This is a genomic window from Streptomyces sp. DSM 40868 (genome assembly GCF_011820545.1).
GTDB classification, from domain to species: domain Bacteria; phylum Actinomycetota; class Actinomycetes; order Streptomycetales; family Streptomycetaceae; genus Streptomyces; species Streptomyces eurythermus.
In genome coordinates this window covers 367,496-385,079 of record NZ_CP050504.1, presented here as the reverse complement: position 1 = coordinate 385,079, position 17,584 = coordinate 367,496, and the positions used below count along the sequence as shown (strand labels likewise).

At 71.4% G+C, this 17,584-nt stretch carries 12 protein-coding genes and 2 pseudogenes; 6 read left to right on the top strand and 8 right to left on the bottom strand.

The features are described from left to right. Positions 1–17: 17 nt before the first annotated feature. The 3 genes from HB370_RS01790 to HB370_RS01780 are packed head-to-tail and all read left to right on the top strand — an operon-like array spanning position 18 to position 3,075. On the top strand, positions 18–1,340 hold the full coding sequence (locus tag HB370_RS01790; protein WP_030787300.1) for a histidinol-phosphate transaminase: 1,323 nt from the start codon (positions 18–20) through the stop codon (positions 1,338–1,340). Continuing rightward, entirely contained in the window at positions 1,337–1,804 is a 468-nt protein-coding gene (locus HB370_RS01785; RefSeq protein WP_342450985.1) for a cobalamin-dependent protein, read from the top strand. Before HB370_RS01790 ends, HB370_RS01785 begins: the two co-directional genes overlap by 4 nt. Continuing rightward, positions 1,804–3,075, top strand: coding sequence for a methylaspartate mutase (locus HB370_RS01780; protein ID WP_030787294.1), 1,272 nt, complete (start codon positions 1,804–1,806; stop codon positions 3,073–3,075). Before HB370_RS01785 ends, HB370_RS01780 begins: the two co-directional genes overlap by 1 nt. 396 nt (positions 3,076–3,471) lie before the next feature. Here the strand turns inward: HB370_RS01780 and HB370_RS01775 are convergent, their stop codons facing one another. Together HB370_RS01775 and HB370_RS01770 are read right to left on the bottom strand one after the other, a co-directional pair. Then, the gene (locus tag HB370_RS01775; protein WP_167345755.1) at positions 3,472–6,564 is read right to left on the bottom strand and encodes an AfsR/SARP family transcriptional regulator; all 3,093 of its coding nucleotides are present in this window, start codon (positions 6,562–6,564) and stop codon (positions 3,472–3,474) included. Positions 6,565–8,549: 1,985 nt separating this feature from the next. Further along, positions 8,550–9,971 (bottom strand): hypothetical protein, encoded by a 1,422-nt coding sequence (locus HB370_RS01770; RefSeq protein WP_030787283.1) that lies wholly within the window; start codon positions 9,969–9,971, stop codon positions 8,550–8,552. A gap of 270 nt (positions 9,972–10,241) precedes the next feature. Here HB370_RS01770 and HB370_RS01765 point away from each other — a divergent pair, with 270 nt between their 5' ends. Then, a complete protein-coding gene (locus tag HB370_RS01765) occupies positions 10,242–10,409 on the top strand; it encodes a hypothetical protein (protein WP_157855623.1) in 168 nt (55 codons plus the stop codon). Positions 10,410–10,473: 64 nt separating this feature from the next. Here HB370_RS01765 and HB370_RS01760 read toward each other — a convergent pair whose 3' ends face one another. Beyond that, positions 10,474–10,827 carry a hypothetical protein gene (locus HB370_RS01760; protein WP_157855622.1) on the bottom strand — a complete coding sequence of 118 codons (354 nt, stop codon included), beginning with the start codon at positions 10,825–10,827 and terminating at the stop codon, positions 10,474–10,476. Between the two features lie 405 nt (positions 10,828–11,232). Between HB370_RS01760 and HB370_RS41620 the strand changes: the two are divergent. Then, positions 11,233–11,474, top strand: a pseudogene (locus HB370_RS41620) (hypothetical protein); the annotation flags it as partial. A gap of 566 nt (positions 11,475–12,040) precedes the next feature. On the opposite strand, the gene HB370_RS01750 reads toward HB370_RS41620, so the two are convergent. The 5 genes from HB370_RS01750 to HB370_RS01730 form a co-directional block, all read right to left on the bottom strand. Beyond that, positions 12,041–13,078 carry a TIGR03571 family LLM class oxidoreductase gene (locus HB370_RS01750; RefSeq protein WP_037702437.1) on the bottom strand — a complete coding sequence of 346 codons (1,038 nt, stop codon included), beginning with the start codon at positions 13,076–13,078 and terminating at the stop codon, positions 12,041–12,043. 177 nt (positions 13,079–13,255) lie between these two features. Then, the gene (locus tag HB370_RS01745; protein WP_030787276.1) at positions 13,256–14,089 is read right to left on the bottom strand and encodes an aldo/keto reductase; all 834 of its coding nucleotides are present in this window, start codon (positions 14,087–14,089) and stop codon (positions 13,256–13,258) included. Positions 14,090–14,105: 16 nt separating this feature from the next. Beyond that, positions 14,106–14,462 carry a nuclear transport factor 2 family protein gene (locus HB370_RS01740; protein WP_030787272.1) on the bottom strand — a complete coding sequence of 119 codons (357 nt, stop codon included), beginning with the start codon at positions 14,460–14,462 and terminating at the stop codon, positions 14,106–14,108. Beyond that, entirely contained in the window at positions 14,459–14,893 is a 435-nt protein-coding gene (locus HB370_RS01735; protein WP_030787269.1) for a heme-binding protein, read from the bottom strand. Before HB370_RS01735 ends, HB370_RS01740 begins: the two co-directional genes overlap by 4 nt. Before the next feature lie 56 nt (positions 14,894–14,949). Then, positions 14,950–16,155, bottom strand: a complete 1,206-nt coding sequence (locus HB370_RS01730; protein ID WP_030787266.1) for an MFS transporter — start codon at positions 16,153–16,155, stop codon at positions 14,950–14,952. 146 nt (positions 16,156–16,301) lie between these two features. Here HB370_RS01730 and HB370_RS01725 point away from each other — a divergent pair. Next, positions 16,302–16,774 (top strand): annotated as a pseudogene (locus HB370_RS01725) (MarR family transcriptional regulator). Positions 16,775–17,584 lie beyond the last annotated feature (810 nt).

Genomic DNA, 17,584 nt, shown 5'->3' with positions numbered 1-17,584 from the left:
ATCGGACCGGAGGACCCGTGTACGAACTGCTGAAGACGATCATGATCGAGGAGCTGGAGGTGGAGGCCGGCCAGGTGTCCCCGGACGCGAGCCGCGAGGACGCCGGCCTGGACTCCCTCGCCACCTTCGAACTCTCCCTGGCGCTCAGCCAGCGCCTCGGCGTCACCATCGCCGACGAGGACCTGTTCGGCCTCAGGACGCTGGCGGACATCGCCGAGTTCCTGGAGAAGCGCACCGCCGGCCTGCCGGGCTCCCCGGGAACATCCGGATCTCCGGCGGCGGACCAGGCCGAGGGCCGCGAGCACGCCGGGCTCACCCGGCTGCTCGGCGCCGGGGACGGCGTCCACCCCGGCGGGCCCGCCCCCGCCCACCAACTCGCCCGCAACGAAAACCCGTTCCAGCCCCCAGCGTCCGTGCTGGACGCGATCACCCGCGCCGCCGCCGAGGCCAACCGGTACCCGGACCCGGCCTGCGGAGCGCTGCGCGCCGCGCTCGCCCGGCACTACGGCCTCTCCCCGGACCGCGTCGCGGTGGGCGCCGGATCGATCACGCTCCTCCAGGCACTGCTCACGGTGACCGCCGGACCGGGAGCAGCCGTCGCCTACTCGTGGCCGTCCTTCGACGGCTACGAGGTGCTCGCGGACCTCGCCGGATTCCGCACGGTACGGGTCCCGCTGGCCGAGGACGGGCACGACCTCGACGCCCTGGCCGCGGCGGTCGACGAGCACACCCGCCTGGTGCTGCTCTGCAACCCCAACAACCCCACCGGCACCGCGTCGGGCGAGGCCGACCTCCTGCGGTTCCTCGACGCCGTGCCGCGCACGTGCCTGGTCGTGCTCGACGAGGCGTACTGCGAATACGCGCGCGACCCCGGCCTCGGCGCCCGCCTCCTCACCTCGTGGCCGAACCTGATCGTCGCCCGCACCTTCTCCAAGGCGTACGGCCTCGCCGGCATGCGCGTCGGCTATCTGCTCGCGGAACCCGGCCTGATCTCCCGCGTCCACAGCATGGTCATGCCGTTGAGCGTCAGTGACGTCGCCCAGGCCGCCGCCGTCGCGTCGCTGGCGGCGGAGAAGGAGCTCCTCGGCCGCGTCCGGGAAACGGCCGCCGAACGGGACCGCGTCCGCGCCGCGCTGCTCGCCCTGGGATTCGACGTGCCGCCCTCGGAGGCGAACTTCCTCTGGCTGCCGCTCGGCGCCCGCGCCGAGGAGTTCGCCGCCGCGTGCGCGTCGGCCGGAGTCGCCGTACGGCCCTATCCGGGTGACGGCGTGCGCGTGACGACAGGAGCCGCGGAGGACAACGACGCGTTCCTGGCAGCGGCCGAGATGAACCGCCCGTGAATTCCGCTTCCCGTGGAAACGGCAGGACATTCGTCGTGACCAGCGTGTCGTCGGATTCCCACATGTGGAACCTCGTTTTCCTCCAGTTGCTGCTCGAGGAGAACGGCGGGAAGGTGATCAACCTCGGCGCGTGCACTCCGGACGAACTGGTCATGTCCGAATGCCTCAGAATCCGGCCGGACGCCTTGGTCATCAGCACGGTCAACGGACACGGCCACATCGACGGCCTACGGCTGATCAGAAGGATTCGCGGGCATGCGGTGCTCGCCTCCATGAAAGTCGTCATCGGCGGAAAGCTCGGCGTCCACGGTTCCCGGCAGGCGGGATCCCGGGCGGAACTGGTCGCGAACGGCTTCGACGCGGTGTTCGAGGCGGACGCCGATCTCGACCGGTTCCTCGACTGCCTCGGCCTGGGCACGCCCGCGCCGCAACGCGTCGCCTCCACGGAAATCCGGAGCACCTGATGGCACCTCCCACCGGCCCCGGACGCTTCACCCGGTTCGTCCGGCGGGCGTCGAGCGAAGGGAAACTGGTCGTCCAGCCGCGCATGGGGTTCGGCACGGTCGAGCAGATGCGCGCGGGACTCGACGCGGTCAGGATCGTCGACGCGGCCACGGTGGGCACCATCACCGTCGACAGCTACACGCGGGTGAACGATCACGCCTCGGCCCTTCTCGCTCTGGAGAAGGGCGCGGACCTCAACGGGTTCCCGCTGGTGGCCCACGGCGCGGCGGCCACCCGCGAGCTGCTCGCCGGAATCGCGGGCGACGACTTCCCGGTGCAGGTGAGGCACGGCTCGGCGTTGCCCGGCGCATTGTTCGAGGGACTGGTGGCGGCCGGCATCGACGCCACCGAAGGCGGCCCTGTCTCCTACTGCCTGCCGTATAGCCGCGTCCCTCTGGCGCAAGCCGTCGACGCCTGGGCGGAATGCTGCGAGATGCTCGCGGGAACCAGCGAACCGGTGCATCTGGAGAGTTTCGGCGGCTGTATGCTGGGACAGTTGTGCCCGCCGAGCCTGTTGATCTCCCTGAGCATTCTGGAAGGCTTGTTCTTCCGCGAACACGGACTGCGGGACATTTCCGTCAGCTACGCCCAGCAGACGAATCAGCAACAGGACCTCGAGGCGATCCACGCCCTGCGCGCCCTGGCGAAGGAATGGCTCGGAGACACCGACTGGCACGCCGTCCTGTACACCTACATGGGCGTTTATCCCCGCACCCGGCAGGGGGCGTACAGGCTCCTCGAGGAGAGTGCGAGGCTCGCCGCCAGATCCGGGACCGAGCGGTTGATCGTCAAGACCGCGGTGGAGGCCAGCAGAATCCCGTCGATCACGGAGAACGTCGACGCCCTGGAACGCGCCGCGAGGGCGGCCGAGCGGGAGGCGGTGGCCGAACCGGCCGGAATCCCGGACTCCGGGATCTACGAGGAGGCCCAGGCGATCATCACGCACACGCTGACCCTCGGCAGCGATGTCGGAAAGGCGCTCGTCCGCGCGTTCGCCCTCGGACACCTCGACATCCCGTTCTGCCTGCACCAGGACAACGCGAACCGCTGCCGGGCCCGCATCGACGACCGTGGCCGGCTCACCTGGGCCGACCCCGCAGGGGTGCCGATTCCCCGGGCCCGCGCTCTGCCCGGGAACCGGCAGCGGCTCACCGCCCGGGGCCTCCTCGACATGCTCAGTTACAACGAACGGCGCTACGACCACCCGCCCCGGACCAGCCACCCTCGTTGACGGGCCGCACGACGAGGAAGATCACGAACTAGTGCGCCTCACCCAGGACGACCGAACCCGCACCGGGCTCCAGGAAGCGACGGCCCTTTCACCGCACTCGGCGATCAGAGCGGCCAGGACCGCACCCACCGGTCGCCGGCCTTCCCGGCCAACGGCCGCGAGGACCACGACGCGGCCCTGCGCCACCACGCGCAGGCCCCCGACCCGTACCGGGCGGCCGGCAACCTCACCGGACAGGCGCTCGTCCTCGACGAGATGGGAAGGCCCCCCGCGGAGACCGCGCCGCCGCCCTGCCCCCGCGGCGGGAGGCGGCGCGGACCCCCGACGGACCCGGCCGCCCCGAGGCCGGCCAGGCCCGCGCCCGGCTGAGAGGCGGAGGAACCGACGACCCGGCCGCTACGAAGCGGGCGTCAGGGGACACAGCCGGGTGAACGGCAGGGCGCGGCCCACATAGGCGAGCTCCCCGCGTGATCTGGCCTCCGCGGTCGACGACCGCAGCGTCCGTCTGGCGTCTTCGGTCGCCCCGTTGCTGTGCTGGGCGTGGGCCAGCAGGCCCATGTGGAGCGGCAGCCGGATGAGCAGCCGCCGCTCGCGCAGCTCGGCGATGGCCGATTCCAGGCTGTCGAGCGCGCCGGCCTCGCCGCTCTGCTGGAGTGCCCAGCTCCGGCACACCTGGAGCATGGCAGTCCAGTGGCTCAGGCCGTGGGCGCGGGCGATGTCCAGGCCGCGGCCGCTGGAGGCCGCCGCCCCGTCGGGGTCCTCGTCCAGGGCCGCTGTCAGAGAGTGGAAGTAGTGCGCGCTCGCCTGGTCGACCGGCGTGCCGTCCAGGCCGGTGGCCACGAGCAGCTCCTCGCACAGCGCCCGCGCCTCGTCGGTGGCGCCGAGCAGCCACAGGGTGAGGACGCGATGGTTCGCGGCCATGAACCGCGGGCCGTGCTGGGAGCGGCCGGTCATGCGCTCCCGCTGTTCGGGGGTCAGCTTCTCGGCGATCCGCTCCGCCTCGGTCAGGGCGGCGAGCGCGTCGGCGGTCTCGCTGGGCAACTGGAGCATACCGCGGGCGATCCGCTCGTAGAACCGGACCTCCGGGGCGTCGGACCGCTCGGCGAGAACGCGCAGTTGCTCCGCGTGCCGGACGCACTCGGCGTGCCGGCCGGTGATCAGTTCGGCCCCGAACTGCCACAGCAGCAAGGCAGCCTGCTCGACGGACCGGCCCGCCGTGGCGGCGTACAGCTTCCGGACGCGCCCGGCCTCGGCCGCCACCTGCCGGTTGCTGTAGCCGCGGGTGATGCTCGCCGTGTAGAGGAGCTTGCTGCGCAGGTCCAGCGTCTGCTCCGATGCCGCGCCACCGTCCCGGGGCAGGGCGCCAAGCAAGGTGTGCGCGTGCTCGAACCAGGTCTGCGCGCGCCGGTAGTCGCCGTCGACGATGGCCTGTTCGCCGGCGCGCCTGAGGTGTGGCAGCACGTCCTCGGCCGGCAGGGCCAGCACGGCCTGCCAGGCGTGCTCGGCGATCTGCTCGCTCGCCTCGGGGGAGTCGCCGTGGCGGGCACCGAGCACGCCGACGGCGCGCGCGTGGAGGGCCGCCCGCTCCTGGCAGCGCAGCTCCGCCAGGAGGACGTCGCGGATGAGGCCGCAGCGGAAGACGAGCCGGTGCGGGTCGTCGGGGTCGCTGCGCATGAGCCCGGTCGCCAGGATCTCTTCCAGGACGTCGTGGCCGGCGCCGTCGTCGTCCAGCATGGCGGTCAGCGAGGCCAGCGTCGCCTCGCCGCCGAGCACGGCGCAGCACTGGAGGAGGCGCAGGACACGCGGGGGCAGCCCGGCGAACTGCCGGCGCAGCATGCTGCGGACGCCCGTCGGGATCCCGGCGCGGACGACGTCGGCCGCACGGGGATCGTTCAGGCGCCGCGCCCCGCCGGCGTCGGCGAGCAACTGGTCGAGGAGATAGGGGTTTCCGGCGCTGCGCTCGTACAGCGCCCGTACGACGGACGCGTCGACGCCGGGCCCGGCCTGGGCCGTGACCGCGGCCCGGACGTAGTCCTCGGTGAGGTTGTCCAGGTGCACGACCTTGGTGCGGGAGTCGGCCAGGAGGTCGACGAGCGGGCCGTCGGTCTCGGGCCCGGCCCCGAGACCGGGTTCGCGGACCGTGATCACCACGCTGACGGGCCGCCCCTGCGTGCGGCTGCAGAACAGTCCCAGCACGTCGAGCGTGAGGCGGTCCGCCAGGTGCACGTCTTCGAGGACGAGCAGGAGGGGGCTGCCGTCGGCGTACTGGAGGATCGCTTCGCACAGCGCGTCCTGGGCGAGGAAGTCCATCCGGTCCGAGGGGGGTTGCGACAGCGTTGTCACCGGATGCCGTTCGGCGCGCTGCTTGCGCAGGTCGTCGAAGGACGTCCCGAACGGGATGTCGAGCCGGCGCAGTACCTGCTGCCACACCCAGCCGACGGGCATCCCCTCGCTGCTGCGGCAGTTGACGCGGATCACCTCCGCCTGCGGCAGCGGCGGCTGCGCCTGATCCGTGGCCCGTGCCACCAGTTCGGTCTTGCCGACGCCCGCCTCGCCGACGACGGCGGTGGTGTGCCCGCTGCCGCGCAGGGCGCCGGTGATGGACGACCGCAGGGCGTCGAGGGCGTCGCCGCGGCAGGGGAAGGCGGACCAGGGCGCCGGTGCCGTACCCCGCTGTCCGTCCTCGGGGACGGCCACCGGCCCGTCTGCCGGCGCGGGCCCCTCCGCCTCCCGCTCGGCCGCGGTGTCGGGCCGGCCGCGTACCTCGACGGCGGCCGGGGCGGACGTCTGGTCGTCGAGTTCGTGGCGCAGCAGGGCGAGGTGGACGCGCTGGAGCTCGCGGGCCGGGGCGACCCCGAGTTCCTCGGAGAGGTAGGCGCGCGTCCGGTCGTAGAGCTGGAGCGCCTCGGCCTGCCGGCCCAGGCGGTACAGGCCCGTCATGAGGCTGCCGACCAGGCGTTCGTCGACGGGCTGGAGGGACACCTCGCGGCGCAGCAGCGCGACGGCGGCACCGGCCTCGCCGAGCGTGAGGAGCGTGTCGGCCTGGGCCGCGACGGCGGTGGTCCGCAGGAGGCCCAGGCGGGCGGCCTCCTCCGCGAGCGGGGTGTAGGCCGCGAGGTCCAGGAAGGGGTCCGCCCGCCACAACCGCAGTGCGTTGTCGAACGCGCCGCGGGCGTCCTGGAGCCGGCTGTCGGCCACATGGCGCTGCCCCTGGGAGACGAGGCTCTCGAACCGGGACAGGTCGAACGTGTCCGACTCCACCGTCAGGACGTACCCGGGGGCCTGGTAGCGCAGCGGGGCGATCGGCCCGTGCCGCCCCGTCAGCACCCGCCGCAGGTGGGACAGGTACGTCTGCAGGGTGGCCTGCGGACGTCTGGGGAGGCTGTCGCCCCACAGTTCGTCGATGAGCTGATCGGCGGGCACCACCTGGCCCAGCCGGATGAGCAGCAGTCCCAGCACGGCCCGGTGCCGTGGGGGACCGAGAGGCACCTGCTCGGCTCCGCGCCGAGCCGTCATCACACCGAAAGCCTCGAACGACAGATCTGCCAGGGACGCGCTTTGTTGCTCTTGAGCTGTGTACGCCATGTGGGGGGCTCTTGCCTTTCGACGGTCACTTGACGGGCGGTCGGTCGTAGGGCGGGGCAGGTGCTGAAACAGGGCCGATCAAGTGACGCGCTGAACACGCCATGACACGGCGATTTCCATGCCGGCCAGTGAGCTGGCCGTGCCCGCTCGTCCGGTCCCGCGTTCCGGAGGGGCGCGGCCATCTCGGCTGGAGGGACCGGCGGGCGCGGAGGGCAGGGACGGCCTGATGTGCGCGGAGCCCGGGCTCGCGGGACACCCGGGCCGCCTGGTTCTGCTTCCGGCCGACCCGCGGTGACCGGAACGACCCCCTATGACGAGTTCCAGCCCCGACCCGCCGTACGGAACCTTCTCAATGCGCTTGTCCGCCGATTCCTCCGCGACCTCGTCATCATCAGGGCCGGTGATCCGAACGCGACCCTGGGCGACGAGCCGCTCGATCAGCTCATGAGCTGAAATGGCCGAAAGGCCGCCTACTGCCGCCCGGAGCGGCGGCGACACAGCTCGCGAATTTCGGTTGGCCGAACCGGCATTTCCGGAGACGATTAATGCGCCGACGTCCGCACCCGAGCACAGGCAATGGCAACCATTGCCGATGCCGAACCGCATCGCGATAAGGAGGCCGCAGCGGACTCTGCAACTGCCGGTCATTACGCCGCGCGAGAGGGGGAGGGGCGCGGTCGTGAAGGTGGCGTCCGTTGCGGCGGCCTGGTTCTGGGCGGGTACGGAGGGCCCGGACGGCCTGGGTTCCTGTGGTGTCCTGGTTGCCTTGCGCGTTCTCTTCCCCTCGGGGGTGGAAGGGGGGAAATGGGGGCGGGCTGCGGTACGGACGGTCGGGTCGGCTGTGGTGAGTCGGCTGGTGTTTCCATTCCGTTCGGACATGTCTGCGTTCATGGTGTTCGCGATGTCCCTGCTGCTCTGAGGCTGGTGTGCCTCGCCGGAATCAGTGTAACGAGCATTCTCTTGAGCTGGGCGAACGCGAATGAGCCACGTGACTCAAAGTGGCTCCATGTATCCGCCACCTGGCCATTCGGATGAGCTGACACACCGGGAAGCGCAAAGTGGAATAAATGCGGATATTTCTTGTTTTGGATGTCCGACTGCCCTTCGGGGGTGTTGCAGGGCGTTGCAGGCGTAAAAGCCGGCCCGGCCGGCCCCAGCGAGCTCGTGCCCGGCAGGCGGTGAGGCGTCGAGGACGGTGGCTGGGCTCGGTGTTCACTTCTGCCGTGCCGAAAGTCAGGTCCGTCGTCTGCGGGTGGGACAGCAGGCCGGCGACGGACGGCCTGGACGGTGTCGCTGATGTGCTCACGGCGGCCGAGGTGCGGGTCAGAGTTTGCCAATTCTTCAAATGCGCGATGCCGTTCTCGACGCGGATACGGCGTGAGGGTCTTGAACTTGCGGTGCGGTGGCGTCACTACGCGCCCGCCGGTCTCGGCGCCGAGGTCCTGGTAGCCGGCATCCGCGAGGACCTCCAGCGCGAGCCCGCCGTCCAGGAGCCTGGCCAGCCCTGATTGGCGGGCGTGGGCGATGTCTGCGCAACTGCCTTGCTGAGCCGGACCGCAGCCGAGTGGCAGCCGCAGGTCGGAGCACAGGAACGGCACCAGGTGGCCACCCTCAGCGGCATGTGGTGGAGGTCACCGCGTACTTCGGATTCACCTGCACGGACAGCTCGGACGACGGTCGCGAGCGCAGCATCCGAGTCGTATTTCACGCAATGGGGCGCCCGCGCCGTTGGCCTGCGCGCAGGCTTCACGCACGTCTCGGAAATTGAGTTCCGGTTCTGCCCCGGCCGAATTCCAGACCTGCTGGATAGTTGTTACCAAGGCAGGCGTGTTGTCACCAGGGCCACCGGGCGGCGAGTGCTGAGCGGAGTTCCGGGCCGCGGTGCGGCCTCAGATGTCCAGCCCGGCTTCCCACTTGCGCCGGCGCAGCATGTGGTCGCTGAAGAGATGCCGGCTCCGGTCGAGCAGTTCACCCACCTCCGCGTCGCCGCGCCGCCCGTCCGGGGACGGATGCCAGCGCTGCACTGATTGCGCGGCCCAGGTGCGCAGCTTCACATCGGGGTCCTCCAGCAGACCGACTGCCGCCCGTAGCGCCGCGACGCCGCCGCGCGCGTCGAGCAGCCGGAACGCACCGACGCGGACGTGCCGCGGCCGCTCGGAACTGGTGCGCTCCAGTAGCCAGTCGGCAGGCAGTTCCCTGGCCGAGGGCAGCAGGGCGGCGGCGGTCTCGCGGACGACTCCGGCGGCAGGGTCGTCGAGGAGCGGCCGCAACTGCTTCGCATCCGCGCAGTCCAGCGCCCGCAACCCTGCTACCGCTCGCGCCCGCACCCCGGCCGCCGGGTGCGCGAGCAGCGGCCGCAGCAACCCGGCGTCCGCGCGGTTCCCGCACTCGGCCAGCCCGATGACCGCACCGGGCGGCAACTCGGGGTCGTCAGGCGCCGTGCACCGCTCCCGATACCAGGCCGCCGGGTCACCACCCTGCTGTTGTACGACATACCGGGCACAAGCGCGCACGAGCGCGGAACGGTCGCTGAGAAACGGCTCCGCCTGCTTCGGTCGCCCCGCCCGTCTCAGCGCGGTGACGCCGGCCGAACGGACACGCGGGTTGCGTGCGGACAGCAGTGGAAGCAGCACACCCTCGTAATCGTCCTCATCCCCCAGAGCCGTGAGCGCCGCTGTGGCACACAGGTCCTGGACCACGGTGTCCCGGTCCCCGGCGGCCGCGCGGGCCAGCTCGGCGGGACGGAGCAGTCGGTCCTCGATGGCCAGCCGGTACGCGAACCGCCGCACGACGCGGTCGGGGTCAGCGAAGAGAACCGAGAGCTGCCCAGGGGATGCCTGGCGCAGGATCTGACTGAGCACATCGACGCCGAAGGCACCTCTGTCGCGGCGGCCGACGCGGAGGATGAGCGGCGCGAGGTCGAGGGCGGAGTCCACATTCAGGGCCTCGCACAGCAGCCGCCGCGCGTGCTCGCGCACCGGGTCGGCCCAGTCGGCGCAACGGATCACGACCAACGGCAGCAGACTGGGGTACCGCACCGACTGACGCACCGCTTCCTGACGGATCCGCCCGTCGCGGTGGCAGAGGGCGAGTGCGAGCCGGGACTCGCCGACCCGAGTCAGGTCGGCGGGCAGTGGGGCGGAGTGCCCCCACCCGGGCAGGAACTGCGGGCGGTGCCAGGCCACCTCACGCACTCCTGCGTCCAGCGCGAGCCAGTCAGCGGGGTCAGTGACATCCAGCGTGCTTTGAAGCGGCGCACCACCTGCGAGCCGCTGCGCTGCCGCTGTCCCGTCCTCGATGGTCTCAAGCATTCCCGCTCCTCCAGCAGTCGTACCGGGTGATCGTAGGAGGCGGGGTTCGCATAGGGCGCGGGAAATATGGCCCGTGATGCTTTGCCCTACTGAAGCCGTAGGCCAGGGTATGTCAATAGTGACAACTACCGTGCTTCGGCACATCTACGGCTGCCGCAGCCCCGCCCGACAGCCGGGAATTCCGTCACCCGCGTTTCCGCGACGATTGGGAGACTGCGTGAGCACCCCTGTTCCCCGATCCCGCCTGGCAGCGAACACGGGACCACCGAAGTGGCTGAGCGGGAGCGCACCGCGCAGCCGCTCGCCGCCACCGGCGGCGTCTACACCCGTGCGCACTTGGACGCCGTCGCCGCCGAAATCAACAGCCGGCCAAGCAAAACGCTCGGCAGGGACACCCCAGCCGAGCGCCTCGCAAAGCTCCTGGAGACAGCCAGTTGATCACTGTGACGCGACGACCGCCGGAACGCGCCTCTCGGCGGTGGGAGGTGTCACGCGGGTGGCGTCACCCCCAACAACCTGACACGGTATAGCCCGCGTAGTTGTCGTTGTAGACGTAGAACCAACCGTTGCCGTTCGATGTCCCGCAAGCGGTATACCGGCCGCCCAGGATGACGCTGGTTGCACCACAGGCCCACGTCTGTCCTTTCAGGGCAGTGGTCACCAGAGCGGCACTGGTACTGGTACTGGTGCGGATGGCCACGTTTTCCACTGCTGTCGCCTTGCCGTCGTTACAGGCCGTGTTGGACCTGGGCTGGGTCGAGCCATCTGCCGCACCGGCGACTCCCGGAAGGGCAAGGCCGACGGCGGCGGCAACCGCCAGCGTGACAGTCAGCCTCGATCGCACGGTCTTTCCCATTGAGCCCCCTTTGATCGGCATTTATGCAGTGAGTACCGACAAGTAGCGCCCGAGCTCCGCACCCCGTCAAGCGCCCTGTATGAGGTTGACCTGTTCTCAACGTGAGCTCGTGGTTGAGGAACTGGAGACTCGTCGGCCGCGTGCAGCCGCCAGGAGTTGGACGCTGCTGCCGGCCGAACTCGACAACGGCCCACTCAAAACGCTCGGCTGGGGTTTCCCAGCCGAGCGCCTGCATACACTGCTCGCCACCACACGTCAGTGATCATGTGTCGCGACGATCCGCGGAATCCGCCCATGCGAGTCGGGGCGCGGCCGTGCCGCGGGTTCAGTCCGTCACGGCGACGAGGCGGAGTCCGGAGGCATAGCGGCGGCCTTGGTCGTCGGTGAGCCAGGTCTGTTCGGGGGCTCGTCGAAGCCGACCGCGCCCGGTCGGGCACGGCGGAGCACCTGGCCGCGCTGCCGGGCATCACCGTGCTCGACCTGGACCTCCCGGCCGCTCCGGCCGTAGTCCGGCACGAAACCCGGGCGGCGGCACACTGCCAGTACGCGGCCCGGCCGCCCCCGGATCGCCCGGACCGGGCGATCATCGCCACCACTGCCCCGACCGGTGGATCGGTGAGCCGGTCCGCGTACTCGCCCTGACGCCCTGCACGGACGCCCGAGCGGCCGCCGGTCCGAGGCCGGCCGCTTCGACGGCGAGAGCCGCGGAGAACACGGGTGCGCCCGTCCGGAGGCAGACAGAAGCGGGCTGGGCGCACGGCAAAAAGGGGTGTGGGGGCTCAGCGCCAGGACGGTCCGGCGGCTGACTCCGGCGGTGGCGGAGAGAGTGGCGCCGGTGACAGGCTGGCCGAGTTCCTTCCGCCGGCGGCCGGCCTCCGGTGCCGTCGCCTGGGTCGTCGGCATCAGAGCCTTGGCCTGCTGTAGCAGCTCTGCGCGCCGGGCGCCGAGGTCGGCGAGCTCCCGGACCGGCCGGCGCCGCCCGCGTGGAGACCCGTGTCGGCTTCCGCCCGGTCGGTCCCGACATCCGGCCGTCGCTCGGGGCGGTGCCGCAGATCGACGGGCTGGTCGCCGTCAACGGTCTCGGCGCGTCCGAACTCGCGGTCGGACCGTACGCCGACCTGATCGCGGCCCGTCTCGCCCGGCGGGTGACGCGGGGATCGAGCTGTCGCCGTACGACCCGCTGCGCTGAACCCGGCCTTTGCCGTGGCCTTCCTCAGGGGGCGGGCACGCCGGCCGTTCCCGTCCCGGTGGTGGTGTTGGGGGAAGGGAAGTGGGGCAGTACCGTCTCGGCGAGTTCTTGGAGGACCTCCTCCACGGGCCGGTCGCCCGGGCGAAGATTGAACGAGACGTGGGCGACACCGAGTTCGCCCATCGCGCGCAGATGCTCGACGAGGGCGCGGCTCCCGGTGCGCAGGCCGAGCCGGATCGGGGTCGCGGCCGTCGCCGGGTCACGGGTGAGGTCCAGTTGCATGGGCGTCAGGTACGGCTTGGGGGTGTCGCCGGTCAGCTCCCGCCACTGCCGTGTCTTCAGGCGCAGAGCTCCCAGGGGGCGTGGGTAGTTGAGCGAGGCGTCCGCGTTACGGGCGATCCACTCGGAAGACTGCTGGGCATGTCCCGCGACGGCGATCGGCACGGTCGGGCCGGTCGGCTTGGGCAGGACGTCGAGTCGGCGTCCGGCTTCGAGGCCGAGTTCGGGCAGTGCCATGCCCGCGCCGTCGGCGTGCCGGGCCCAGGCGGCGCGCAGCGTCTTCACTCCCTGGCGGAAGAGCTCGCCACGGGCGTGGAAGTCCTCTCCGAACAGGGGGTATTCGACGGGCCGGTCCCCGCTGGCCAGGCCGAGGACGAACCGGCCGCCGGACAGGACGTCGACGGTGGCCGCGGCCTTGGCGACCAGCAGCGGGCGGCGCAGGGGCAGCACGACGGCCGCGGTGCCGAGCACGGCCCGCCGGGTCACGGCGGCCAGGTGCCCGAGGTGGGTGAAGGTCTCGAAGACCGAGCCGGCGTCGCCGAATTGCTCGGGGTCGTAGAGCGGCACGTCCCGTACCCACAGGCCCGCGAAACCCGATGTGTCGGCGAGGCGGGCCAGTTCGGTGTGACGGGTCAGGTCGGGGACGCCGAAGGGCTTGCCGGCGGCCTGGCCGGCACGCAGCCGGGTGGCGCCCCAGTCGTTGTCGAGGGGCAGTTCGAGACCCAGGGTCGGCAGGCCCGCGGGGTTCACGAGCCGGTCCAGGGCGGTAGGGGAGGGGGACATGGCCAAGGGAGTCTTTCAGCGTCGCGAGGAGGCAGGAGCGGGTGGGGGCGCGCACGAGGCGGGGAGGGACGGCCCGCGCGGGCGGGACCTGCCCTCCGCGCCCGCGCGAGCCGGGGCAACCCGGCGGGGCGGCGCGAAGGGGCGCCGCCCCGCCCGGGCCGGCCGGTGGGAGCCGGTTCAGTTGAGCTGGTCGGGGTGCGGGCCCGTGCGCAGGTCGCGGTCGAGTCCGGCGATCGCGGCCATCTCGTCGTCGGTGAGGGCGAAGTCGAAGACGTCGAGGTTCTCGCGGATGCGGGCGGGCGTCACCGACTTGGGGATGACGACGTTGCCGAGCTGGAGGTGCCAGCGCAGGACGACCTGGGCGGGCGACTTGCCGTGGCGGGCCGCGATCGTGGTGATCGCCTCGTCCTTGAGGACGGCACCCTGCGCCAGCGGGCTCCACGCCTCGGTGGCGATGCCCAGTTCGGCGTGGACCGCGCGCAGTTCGCTCTGCTGCAGGCCGGGGTGCAGCTCGATCTGGTTGACCGCCGGGACCAGCTCGGAGTCGGCGAGGAGGCGCTTGAGGTGGTCGGGCTGGAAGTTCGACACGCCCGCGGCACGGATCCGGCCCTCGGCGACGAGCTTCTCGATGGCCTTCCAGGACTCGCGGTACAGGTCGCGGGCGGGGGCGGGCCAGTGGATCAGGTACAGGTCGACGTGGTCCAGGCCGAGCTTGGCCAGGCTGGTGTCGAAAGCCTTGAGCGTGGCGTCGTAGCCCTGGTCGGCGTTCCACAGCTTCGTGGTGATGAACAGGTCCTCGCGGGCGATCCCGGAGTCGGCGAGGGCGCGGCCGACGCCGGACTCGTTCCCGTAGATCGCGGCGGTGTCGATGCTGCGGTAGCCGGCCTCCAGGGCGGAGCTCACCGCGGCGGTGGTCTCCGCGTCGGGGACCTGGAAGACGCCGAAGCCGAGCTGCGGGATCTCGACGCCGTTGTTGAGGGTGACGGTGGGGACGCTGCTGAGCGATGCCATCGGTGCGGGTGGCCTTTCAGACGGTACGGGTCGTACGGGGGGTCAGGGTGTAGTGGACGGTCTGGGCGCTGATGAGTCCGTCGCGGAAGACGAACGTGTCGACGCCGTCGGTGACCTCGTGGGTGTCGGTGAGGGCGCGCCACTGAAGGAACAGCACGTCACCGGCGAACTGCGGGGTCAGCTGCCAGTCGGCGTCCGGCAGATCGGCGAGCAGGGCGCTGATGCCCCGCCGTGCTCCCTCGCGTCCCGTGAGGGTTCCCTCGGGGGTGAGGAAGACGGCGTCCTCGGTGTAGTTCTGGCTGATCAGGTCGAGGTCGCCGGTGCCGAGCCGGTCGCTGTGGTCGGCGAAGACCTCCTGCGGGGTGCGGCTCACCGGGCGAGTGCGGTGAGCGCGGCGGTGGCGAAGCCGTGGTCCTGCTCGGGGGCGCCGCCGCCGACACCGATCGCGCCGATCAGCCGGCCGTCGCGGTGGACGGGGATGCCGCCGGCGATGAAGAGCAACGGCTTGTCGAGGGCGGTGGGCAGCGAGTGGAACGGCCCGTCGGGCTTGACCAGGTCGACCAGGTCGGCGGTGGGGGCGTCGAGCTGCAGCGCGGTGTACGCCTTACGGGTGCTGGTCTCGCCGGAGATCAGGACGGCCCGGTCGTCGCGGCGGAAGGCGAGCAGGTGGCCGCCCGCGTCGAGGACGGTGACGCAGACGGTGACTCCGGCGGCCTCGGCGGCGCGCCGGGCGGAGTCGACCAGCAGCTCGGCGTCCCGCGTGGTCAGCGGGGCGACAGGGGCCGGTGCGGTGGTGGTGCTCACGGAATTCCTTCTGGGAGGGATGTATCGGGGAACTCGGGGACAGGACTGGGAGCGGGTCAGACCGTTGCCGGGGCGGGCTCGGCCGCCGCGGAGCCGGTGACGACGCGGTTCGCCGTACGGGTGCGCCGGTCCAGGTAGGCCGCGAGGAAGGCGAGCAGCAGCGCCGTACCGGAGAGGATGGCGCCGACCCAGTTAGGCGCGGTGAAGCTGAGGCCCGCGGCGATCACGACACCGCCGAGCCAGGCGGCGAGGGCGTTGCCGAGGTTGAAGGCGCCGATGTTGGCGGCGGAGGCGAGGGTCGGGGCTGCGGAGGCCTGGTCGAGCACCCACTTCTGCAGTGGCGGTACGGTCGCGAAGCCGAGGGCACCGATCAGGGAGAGGGTGATCGCGGCGAGGATCTTGCTGTGCGCGGTGGCCGTGAACAGCAGCAGGGCGGCGGTGAGGGCGGCCAGCGCGGTGAACAGCATCGGCATCAGGGCGCGGTCGGCGAACTTCCCGCCGAGCAGATTGCCGAGGAACATGCCGACGCCGAACAGGACGAGCAGCCAGGTCACAGCGCCTTCGGTGTAGCCGGCGACCTCGGTCATCATCGGCGTGATGTAGGTGATCGCGGCGAACACACCGCCGTACCCGAGGACGGTCATCGCCATCGCGAGCCAGACCTGGACGTTTCGAAAGGCCGCGAACTCGCCGCGGACGCTCACCGACTCCGGGCGGCCGGTCTCGGGGACGAGCTTGGCCACGCCCAGCAGGCCGATCACGCCCAGCGCGGCGACGAGAGCGAACGTGACGCGCCAGCCGGCGGCCTGTCCGATGTAGGTGCCGCCGGGGACGCCGACGATGTTGGCCACGGTCAGTCCCATGAACATCAGGGAGATCGCGGAGGCCTTCTTCTGCGGGGCGACCAAGCCGGCGGCGACGACGGAGCCGATGCCGAAGAACGCGCCGTGCGCGAGGGAGGCGACGATCCGTCCCGTCAGCATGAGGCCGAAGCTGGGGGCGGCGGCGGAGAGGGCGTTGCCGGCGATGAACAGGCCCATGAGGAACATGAGCATCTTCTTGCGGGAGACCCGGGTTCCGAGGACCGTCAGCAGCGGGGCGCCGATCACGACGCCGAGCGCGTAGCCCGAGACCAGATAGCCGGCCGTCGGGATGGTGACGCCGAAATCTCCTGCGACCTGGGGCAGCACACCCATGATCACGAATTCGGTGGTGCCGATCCCGAAGGCCCCGATGGCAAGGGCCAGGAGCGCGAGGGGCATGGGAGTACCTTCCAGATGATTGCGGGCGGCGGTTACGTGACATCACAATAGTTGCAGACGCGGGATAAGTGCAAACGGGGTCAACCATGGTGTGCATTAGTCGGCGTGTGCAACTATTGAGAGAATGGTCCGACGAAGGAGACCCGATGACCGCCACCACCCCCGCACTCACCGCCTGGCCCACGGCTGGTGTGCCCTTTCCCTGCTGCACGGTCGGATCGAGTCCCACCTGGAGCACGCCCTCCAGACCGGACATGGCCTGAGCGTGCGCGAGTACTCCCTGCTCGACGTGCTCAGCCGCCAGCACGACGGAGACGGCGGTCACCTGCAGATGAAGCAGGTCGCCGACGCCCTCGTACTCAGTCAGAGCGCCACGACCCGCCTGGTCACCCGCCTCGAGGCCCGCGGCCTGCTTGCCCGCTACCTGTGCCCCACCGACCGCCGGGGCATCTACACCGACGTCTCCCAGGAGGGCCTGACACTCCTCGAGGAGGCGCGCCCCACCAACGAGGCCGCACTGCGCGAAGCCCTCACCGAAGCCGCCGAGGACCCGCAGCTCACGCCCCTTGTCCAGGTGGTCGAGGCCATCCCCACGCCGGCGGTGATGGCCACAGCGTGAAGGCCATCGCCCTGAACACATACGGCGCGGCCCGGACGATCTGCGGTACACCGAGCCGCCCGACCCGAGGCCGCGCACGGCGAGGTCCTGATCCGTGCACGGGCCGCCGTGGAGGGTGGCCGCCGCCGCGGCGTACCGGCCCCGACGGGTCCGGGCCCAGGCAACGTCCAACAGGTGGTGGCCCCGGGGCCTCGGCGGAATCCTTCACTTACTGATCTCGTCGGTTGGGCGCCGTTACTCGTTGACGCGGGCCGCGAGGGGCTGGTGTGCGACAGAGGCCCAGGCCATCGGCTCGATCAACGGCATGTCCGAGGATGTTTGGGACCTGTCGAGCCTGGACATGAGCCACACCGCCACGACCCCGGGAATCGGGACGTTGAGTCGCTCGCCCGGCCGCCACCGTCACCGGTCCACAGTCCTCGAGCCAGCCCGTCTGCTGTCCCAGGCTCCATCCCGGGTGAAGTCGGCAGCCGGCGCCACCAGCGAAGTACGCAGTCGTCCGGGTGACGTGACCGACCATGAGCCACCCAGGGGAGCGGGCTCGGCGGATGCGGCCGACGGGGCCTCCAGCGCGCTTGCGAGTGCTCGGCCAGGCCCGGCCCGCCCGGCCGCCGCCGTGCCGCTGGCTGCCCGCGTCCGCGTACTGCCCGGGCCCGCGATCCCGCTCAACACGCGCTCCAAGGTGTCCGGAGGAGGAACCGCTGCCGAGCCAGCCCGCCCAGCCGGTGCCGCTCCGGCACCGCCGTGCCGCCCGGCCACGTACTGCTGCGCTGCCGGCCCCGCTCGTGTTGCCCCGCCGCGCGGGCCTCC

Excerpts from the sequence above, each read along its gene's own strand:
- HB370_RS01780 (WP_030787294.1), top strand. The coding sequence starts at position 1,804 with ATGGCACCTCCCACCGGCCCCGGACGCTTCACCCGGTTCGTCCGGCGG.
- HB370_RS01770 (WP_030787283.1), bottom strand. The coding sequence starts at position 9,971 with ATGCTTGAGACCATCGAGGACGGGACAGCGGCAGCGCAGCGGCTCGCA.
- HB370_RS01760 (WP_157855622.1), bottom strand. The coding sequence starts at position 10,827 with ATGGGAAAGACCGTGCGATCGAGGCTGACTGTCACGCTGGCGGTTGCC.
- HB370_RS01750 (WP_037702437.1), bottom strand. The coding sequence starts at position 13,078 with ATGTCCCCCTCCCCTACCGCCCTGGACCGGCTCGTGAACCCCGCGGGC.
- HB370_RS01745 (WP_030787276.1), bottom strand. The coding sequence starts at position 14,089 with ATGGCATCGCTCAGCAGCGTCCCCACCGTCACCCTCAACAACGGCGTC.
- HB370_RS01730 (WP_030787266.1), bottom strand. The coding sequence starts at position 16,155 with ATGCCCCTCGCGCTCCTGGCCCTTGCCATCGGGGCCTTCGGGATCGGC.